General features: G+C 69.7%; 7 protein-coding genes. 5 read left to right on the top strand and 2 right to left on the bottom strand.

Going from position 1 to position 6,369, the window contains the following annotated elements:
• Together VGD44_RS25140 and VGD44_RS25135 are read right to left on the bottom strand one after the other, a co-directional pair.
• A partial coding sequence (locus tag VGD44_RS25140) for a Na+ dependent nucleoside transporter N-terminal domain-containing protein (protein ID WP_331091285.1) occupies positions 1-236 on the bottom strand: 236 nt, incomplete at its 3' end.
• Between the two features lie 99 nt (positions 237-335).
• On the bottom strand, positions 336-1,331 hold the full coding sequence (locus tag VGD44_RS25135; RefSeq protein ID WP_331091283.1) for an aldo/keto reductase: 996 nt from the start codon (positions 1,329-1,331) through the stop codon (positions 336-338).
• A gap of 98 nt (positions 1,332-1,429) precedes the next feature.
• Here VGD44_RS25135 and VGD44_RS25130 point away from each other — a divergent pair, with 98 nt between their 5' ends.
• The 5 genes from VGD44_RS25130 to VGD44_RS25110 form a co-directional block, all read left to right on the top strand.
• The gene (locus tag VGD44_RS25130; protein WP_331091281.1) at positions 1,430-2,350 is read left to right on the top strand and encodes a LysR family transcriptional regulator; all 921 of its coding nucleotides are present in this window, start codon (positions 1,430-1,432) and stop codon (positions 2,348-2,350) included.
• 155 nt (positions 2,351-2,505) lie between these two features.
• Positions 2,506-3,648 (top strand): ABC transporter permease, encoded by a 1,143-nt coding sequence (locus VGD44_RS25125; protein ID WP_331091279.1) that lies wholly within the window; start codon positions 2,506-2,508, stop codon positions 3,646-3,648.
• Positions 3,645-4,397 (top strand): ABC transporter ATP-binding protein, encoded by a 753-nt coding sequence (locus VGD44_RS25120; protein ID WP_331091277.1) that lies wholly within the window; start codon positions 3,645-3,647, stop codon positions 4,395-4,397. Before VGD44_RS25125 ends, VGD44_RS25120 begins: the two co-directional genes overlap by 4 nt.
• Before the next feature lie 5 nt (positions 4,398-4,402).
• Entirely contained in the window at positions 4,403-5,374 is a 972-nt protein-coding gene (locus tag VGD44_RS25115) for an HlyD family secretion protein (protein ID WP_331091275.1), read from the top strand.
• A 147-nt stretch (positions 5,375-5,521) separates the two neighbouring features.
• A partial coding sequence (locus tag VGD44_RS25110) for a sensor histidine kinase (RefSeq protein WP_331091272.1) occupies positions 5,522-6,369 on the top strand: 848 nt, incomplete at its 3' end.

The raw sequence follows: 6,369 nt of genomic DNA, 5'->3' as shown, positions 1-6,369 counted from the left end.
ACGCCGGCCTGGGTGGACTTGGCGAGGCCGTCGACGGCGACACCGACGCTCTCCAGGCCCGAGCGCAGCGCCGGCAGGCCGAACAGGGCCAGGACCAGGATCGCCTGCACCAGGATCGCCCCGATCGCGAGCTTCCAGGGGAAGCGCCTGCGGTTCTCCGAGACCGCCCAGCAGACGAGCAGCACAAGCGCCACGCCGACCAGGCTCTGGGCGTTTTCAGGACCGAAACCGAGCATGCATCCCCCGACGCGGCCGCGATTCCGCGGCTTGGCCGGTCAATCCACGCTGAAAGCGCTGCGGGCGCAAGGGCGGCGTCGCCCCTGCGCCCACGCGCCCTAGAGGTTGACCATCGCCAGTCCCGCCGGGTCGTAGCGCTGACCTTCGACGGCGCCTTCGGGGACCGCGGCTTCGATGGCGGCGAGGTCGTCCTTCGACAGCTTCACGTCCGCCGCGCCGACGTTCTCCTCCAGGCGCGAGACCTTGGCGGTGCCCGGAATGGGGACGATATCGTTCCCCTGGTGCAGCAGCCAGGCTAGCGCGAGCTGGGCGGGCGTGCGGCCCTTCTCGCGGGCAAGCCGGCCCAGCGTCTCGACGAGCCCCAGGTTCTTCTCCAGCGCCGCCGGCTGGAAGCGCGGCTGGAAGCGGCGGAAGTCGAACTCGCCCAAGGTGCTGGCGTTGACGGCGCCGGTCAGGAAGCCACGGCCCAGCGGGCTGTAGGGCACGAAGCCGATCCCGAGCGCGCGCAGGGTGGGCAGGATCTGCGCCTCCGGATCGCGGCTCCACAGCGAGTATTCGCTCTGCAGCGCACTGACCGGGAACACCTTGTGGGCGCGGCGAATGGTGTCCGGGCCAGCTTCCGAGAGGCCGAAGTAGCGGACCTTGCCCGCCTTCACGAGGTCGCCGACGGCGCCGGCCACGTCCTCGATCGGCACGTTCGGGTCCACCCGGTGCTGGTAGAAGAGGTCGATGACGTCCACGCCCAACCGCTGCAGCGAGGCGTCGGCGACGGCGCGGATATTCTCGGGCCGGCTGTTGGTGCCCCGCGGGCGGCCGGCGGCGAGCGCGTCGGCGAGGTCGAAGCCGAACTTGGTGGCGATGGCCACCTTGCCCTTGTGCTTGGCCAGGCCCTTGCCGACCACCACCTCGTTGGTCCGGCGGCCGTAGATCTCGGCGGTGTCGAAGAAGGTGACGCCGAGGCCCACCGCGCGGTCCAGCACCTGCAGCGCCTCGGCCTCGCTGGGACCGGGCCCGTACACCGCGGTCAGACCCATGCAACCCAGGCCCAGCGCGCTGACCTCGAGCCCCTGCGTTCCAAGCTTCCGCATTTCCATGACTTGATCTCCTGTCCGGCGTTCCCAGGTTAGGTGGGCTCGGACCGGCCCTCGAAAATCGCTCGACGGGTCAACGCTCCATTGAGCAGAATTCAACAGTGGACCGCCGAGCTCTCCCCGACCTCACCGCTTTCGCCCTGCTCGCCGAGCTGCGCAGCTTCCGCCGCGCGGGCCAGGCGCTGGGCGTCTCCGCCTCGGCGCTGAGCCATCGCCTGCGCCGCATGGAGGCGCAGCTGGGCGTGCGGCTGCTGAACCGTTCCACCCGCAGCGTGACCCCGACCGAGGCCGGCGAAAGGCTGCTGGCCCGGCTGAACCCGGCGCTGGCCGACATCGAGGCGGGCCTGACCGAGGTGGCCGAGTTCCGCGAACGGCCTGCGGGACGGCTGCGTCTGAACGTGCCGCGCTCGGCGGCGCGGCTGGCGATCGCGCCGCGGCTGGGCGGGTTCCTGCGGGCTTATCCCGACATCCGCGTCGAGGTGATCTCCGACAACAGCCTGGTCGACATCGTGGCGGGCGGCTTCGACGCCGGCATCCGCTTCGAGGAGTCGCTGCCCGCCGAGATGGTGGCCGTGCGCGTCGGCCAGCCCCTGCGCATGATGGCCGTGGCCTCGCCCGAGTACGTGGCCGAGCACGGCGTCCCGGAGCATCCGGACGACCTCGCGCGGCATGCCTGCCTGCGCATGCGCTTCCCGTCGGGCGCGTTCTACGACTGGGAGCTGGAGCGGGGCGACGACATCCGCCGCGTGGCGGTGAACGGCCCGCTGATCGCCGACGACGTCGACGTGCTGAAGCAGGCGGCGGTGGACGGGGTCGGCATCGCCTTCCTGATCGAGCCCGGCGTGGCCGAGGAGGTCGCCGATGGACGGCTGGTCGTCATGCTGCAGGACTGGTGCCCGCCCTTCCCCGGCTACAGCATCTACTACCCCAGCCGCCGCCAGGTCTCGCCGGCGCTCCGGGCCTTCATCGACTGGATGCGCCGTCCGCCGGAGGCCGCCGGAAGGGTCATTACGAAGGTTTAATCGGCGCCCTCGCATCCGCCGAATTCCCCTCGCGCCTCTAAGGGTTGAGCGCACATCGCGCGCCCCGGACTGGCCTGCCGTTACGGCGATTTAACTGGCCCCGACCCGGCGGCGCGACGACACCCGGCGCTCGAAGGTGAGGGCTCGCAGTCATCATGTCATTGGCTTTGGCGACACTGCTGTACGAGTGGCGACGCTATAGCGCCGCCATGGTGGCCCTGGCCGTGGCCGGGCTGCTGATCCTGGCCCAGGTCGGGATGTTCACCGGCATCGTGAAGGGGGTGACCGCCACTCTCGATCGCAGCCGCGCCGACATCATCATCATGCCGCCGAAGATGGAGAGCCTGATCAATTCGGGCGGCGGTTCCCTGCCCGACCGCCTGCAGCCGCAGATGTACATGCACCCCGAGGTGGCCGAGGTCGCGGCCTGGGACATCGAGGGCGGCCGCTGGGTGAACCATCCGAAGGACGGCAAGAAGGCCGTCACCACCTATGTCGACGTGAACCTGGTCGACACGCGGCCGGGCGCCGTGACCCTGCCCGTGGACTTCACAGAGGAGACCCGCCGGGCGCTGATGGAGCCCTACGCGGTGGCCATCGACGAGAGCCAGCTCAAGCGCCTTGGCGTGAAGCTGGGCGACGAGGCGTCGCTGAACGGCAAGACGGTCCGGGTGCGGGCGATCCTCACCGGCTACCCCAACATCAACAACGCCTCGATCACGGTGTCGCGTGACACGCTGCGGCTGCTGGGCATGACGCAGCGGAACGGCAAGACCGGCCCCTTGATGGTGCGCCTGAAGGACCCGGCGCGCGCCGAGATCGTCCGCGACCAGATGAACCAGTCCTCCAAGAAGGCCTACCGCGCCTGGACCCGCGCCGAGCTGGCCGAAGCCAACCAGGGCGCGCTGATGAAGGAACAGATCATCGGCATCTTCATCAGCGCCACGGTGGTCATCGGGGCGTTCATCGGCATCGCCATCACCTCGATGACCCTGCGCGGCGCGATCCTCTCCAGCATCAAGGAGTTTGCGAGCCTGCGAGCGCTCGGCGTGCCGATGAATGCGCTGCGCCGCATCGTCTTCGAGTTGTCGCTGTGGGTCGGCGTCGCGGGCTTCCTCGTCACGGCGTTCCTGACGCTCGGCGTCTACCTGCTGGCCCTGAAGTTCGGCGTCCCGATGGGCTTCCCGCTGTTCTGGGACATCTTCGTCGCCGTCCTCCTCCTCGTGATCGCCGGTTTCTCGGGCCTGTTCTCGATCGGCGTCCTGAAGAAGAGCCAACCTGCGGATCTCCTGCGATGAGCCTCACCAAGACCGCGATCTCGGCCCACGGCCTCTACAAGCGCTTCAAGACGGGGCGCACGCACATCGAGGTGCTGAAGCGCGTCGACTTCGACGCCCTGCACGGCGACGTGACCATGGTCATGGGCCCCTCGGGCTCGGGCAAGTCGACCCTGGTGGCGACGCTGTCCGGCCTCCTCAAGCCCGACGACGGCCAGGTCACCGGCATGGGCCAGGACCTGTGGAGCCTGAGGGCGGGCAAGCTGGATCGCTTTCGACTGGACCACTGCGGCTTCATCTTCCAGGGCTTCAACCTGTTCTCGGCGCTGACCGCCCTACAGCAGGTCGAGATCATCCTGAAATACAAGGGCATTCCCAAGCGCCAGGCCCGCGAGAAAGCGGCCAACGCGCTGATCGAGGTGGGCCTGGAGTCCAAGCTCCACCAGCGGCCCTCCGAGCTCTCCGGCGGCGAGAAGCAGCGTGTGGCGATCGCCCGCGCGCTCGCCAAGGATCCGCAACTGATCTTCGCCGACGAGCCCACCAGCGCGCTCGACGGCGAGAACGGCCAGGTGGTGATCAAGCTGCTCCACCGCGCCGCCAAGCAGCACGGCGCCGCCGTGATCTGCGTGACCCACGACCCGCGCCTCGAGACCTATGCGGACCGCGTCATCCACCTGGAAGACGGCCGCATCCTGGACGACCGGCGCACCGAACACGCGGCCAACGTTTCCGGCGCCGCCCACCTCAAACCCGCGCTCATCGGAGCCTGACGACCATGCTCGCCCTCTTCCGCAACCGTTACGTCTGGATCGGCCTCATCCTCGTGGTCCTGGTCGGCGGCGGCGTCTTCTTCATGCAAGGCCAGGCCAAGGCCAAGAAAGCCGAGGAGGCGAAGGCGGCCGCGGCCGTGAAGCCCAGCCCCTACGCGGCCATCGCCAACGGCAAGGCCGACGTCGAAGGCGGCTTGATCCAGGTGGCCGCGCGCCGGGCCGGCGTGGTCCGCGACGTGCTGGTGCAGGAAGGCGACGTGGTCTCCAAGGACCAGGTGCTGGCTCGCCTTGAGGACGACGAGCCGCGGCTGGCCGCCGCCCGCGCCGGGGCCGAGGTGCGCCAGGCGCGTGCGTCGCTGGCCCTGCTGCAGGTGCAGCTGGCGGCCGCCCAGCGCGAGCACCGCCGCCTGGAAGGTCTCGCTCCCTCCAACTTCGTGGCCGCCCAGAAGCTGGACCAGACCCGCGACGCCGTGCGCGAGGCCGAGGCGCGGATCATGGCCCAGCAGGCCTCCGTCGCCACCGCCGAGGCCCGCTTCAACGAGGCGCGCTACGACCAGGAGCTGTCGATCATCCGCGCCCCGGCGGACGGCCGCATCGTGCGCCGTTACGCCAACCCCGGCGCGGGCGCCTCGACGCTGAACGTGTCCAACATGTTCGACCTGGAGCCGGGCTCGGGCCGGATCGTCCGGGCCGAGATCCCGGAGGGTTCGCTGTCGATGGTGAACGTGGGCCAGAACGTGCAGATGTCGCCCGAGAGCGATCCGTCCAAGGTCTACCCCGGCAAGGTGCTGCGCCGCGCCGCCGTCTTCGGCGCTCGCAAGCTGCAGTCGGACGACCCGAACGAGAAGACCGACGACCGTGTGGTCGAGGTGGTGGTGGACTCGTCCGGCGCGCCGTTCCTGATCGGCCAGCGGGTGCTCGTGAAGTTCGTCCGCGGCCAGCAGCAGGCCCAGGTGGTGCGCGCGCCGAACAGTTGAACCGGCGCCCCGCCGGCGCCGTCAAGACGCTGATTTCCCTTGACTCCCCACAGCTCGGCAGTGGGGAGTTTTTCTTGAATGCAACTCCGGCGCGTAAGCAGTCTTTTAAGTGTAGTGCGTCCCTAATCCGCGGGACGGGAGGCGGCCATGCGTTCCAGTACAGTCACAGGCCGTGACACGACGACGGCGGGGCCCGACCTCGCGCCCGAACAGCTCCTGGCTCAGCCGGACCTGTGGCGGCGGCTGGTGATGCTGGGCCTCGTGGCGCTGGTCGCGTGGCCGGTGGTTTCGACCACCGTACTGCTCATCTGGGCCGCAGCCTACGTCGGGATCACGCTGGCCGAGCGCGCCATCGTCTCGCGGCGCGGCTACATCGGCAGCGACGTCCCCGGGCTGATCGTCACCTTCGCGCTCTCGACCCTGCACGCGTGGGCCGCCTTCGAGCTGATCCAGCACGGCGACTCCGGCGCGCGGCTCTTCGCCGTGGCGCTGATCGGCTTCTCGGCGGTCAACATCCTGCTGCGGCTCTACTCGGCGCCCTGGATGTTCCTCGCAGCCATCGCGCCGCATGCGGCGGTGCTCACCTGGGTCTGCGTCGGGATCGTTGGCCGCAACTACGCCGCCGGCGAGTGGCTGCGGGCCTTCACCGGCGTCGCGGTCCTGCTGGTCTACGCGATCCTGCTCTTGCCGACGCGAACGCGCCTGGCGGAAGCCTGGGGCCGGCTGGTGACCGCCAAGCGGGCGGCCGAGGCCGCCAGCCAGGCCAAGTCGCAGTTCCTGGCCACCATGAGCCACGAGATCCGCACGCCGCTCAACGGCATCCTGGGCATGGCCCAGGTGATGCAGCGCGACGGCCTGCCCGACGGCCAGCGTGAGCGCCTCCGCGTGATCCGCCGCTCGGGCGAAGCGCTGCTGGGCCTCCTGGATGACGCCCTGGACTTCTCGCGCATCGAGGCGGGCAAGCTCAGCCTCGAGATGGGCGAGTTCGACATGGA

Origin of the sequence: Phenylobacterium sp., from assembly GCF_036402295.1 — a bacterium.
Lineage (GTDB): Bacteria > Pseudomonadota > Alphaproteobacteria > Caulobacterales > Caulobacteraceae > Phenylobacterium.
The sequence above is the reverse complement of the archived record's forward strand: the minus strand, read 5'-3'. Positions and strand labels throughout refer to the sequence as shown.

What these genes read in the sequence shown, in the direction of transcription:
- VGD44_RS25135 (WP_331091283.1), bottom strand. Translation starts at nt 1,331, where the DNA reads ATGGAAATGCGGAAGCTTGGAACGCAGGGGCTCGAGGTCAGCGCGCTG.
- VGD44_RS25125 (WP_331091279.1), top strand. Translation starts at nt 2,506, where the DNA reads ATGTCATTGGCTTTGGCGACACTGCTGTACGAGTGGCGACGCTATAGC.
- VGD44_RS25120 (WP_331091277.1), top strand. Translation starts at nt 3,645, where the DNA reads ATGAGCCTCACCAAGACCGCGATCTCGGCCCACGGCCTCTACAAGCGC.
- VGD44_RS25115 (WP_331091275.1), top strand. Translation starts at nt 4,403, where the DNA reads ATGCTCGCCCTCTTCCGCAACCGTTACGTCTGGATCGGCCTCATCCTC.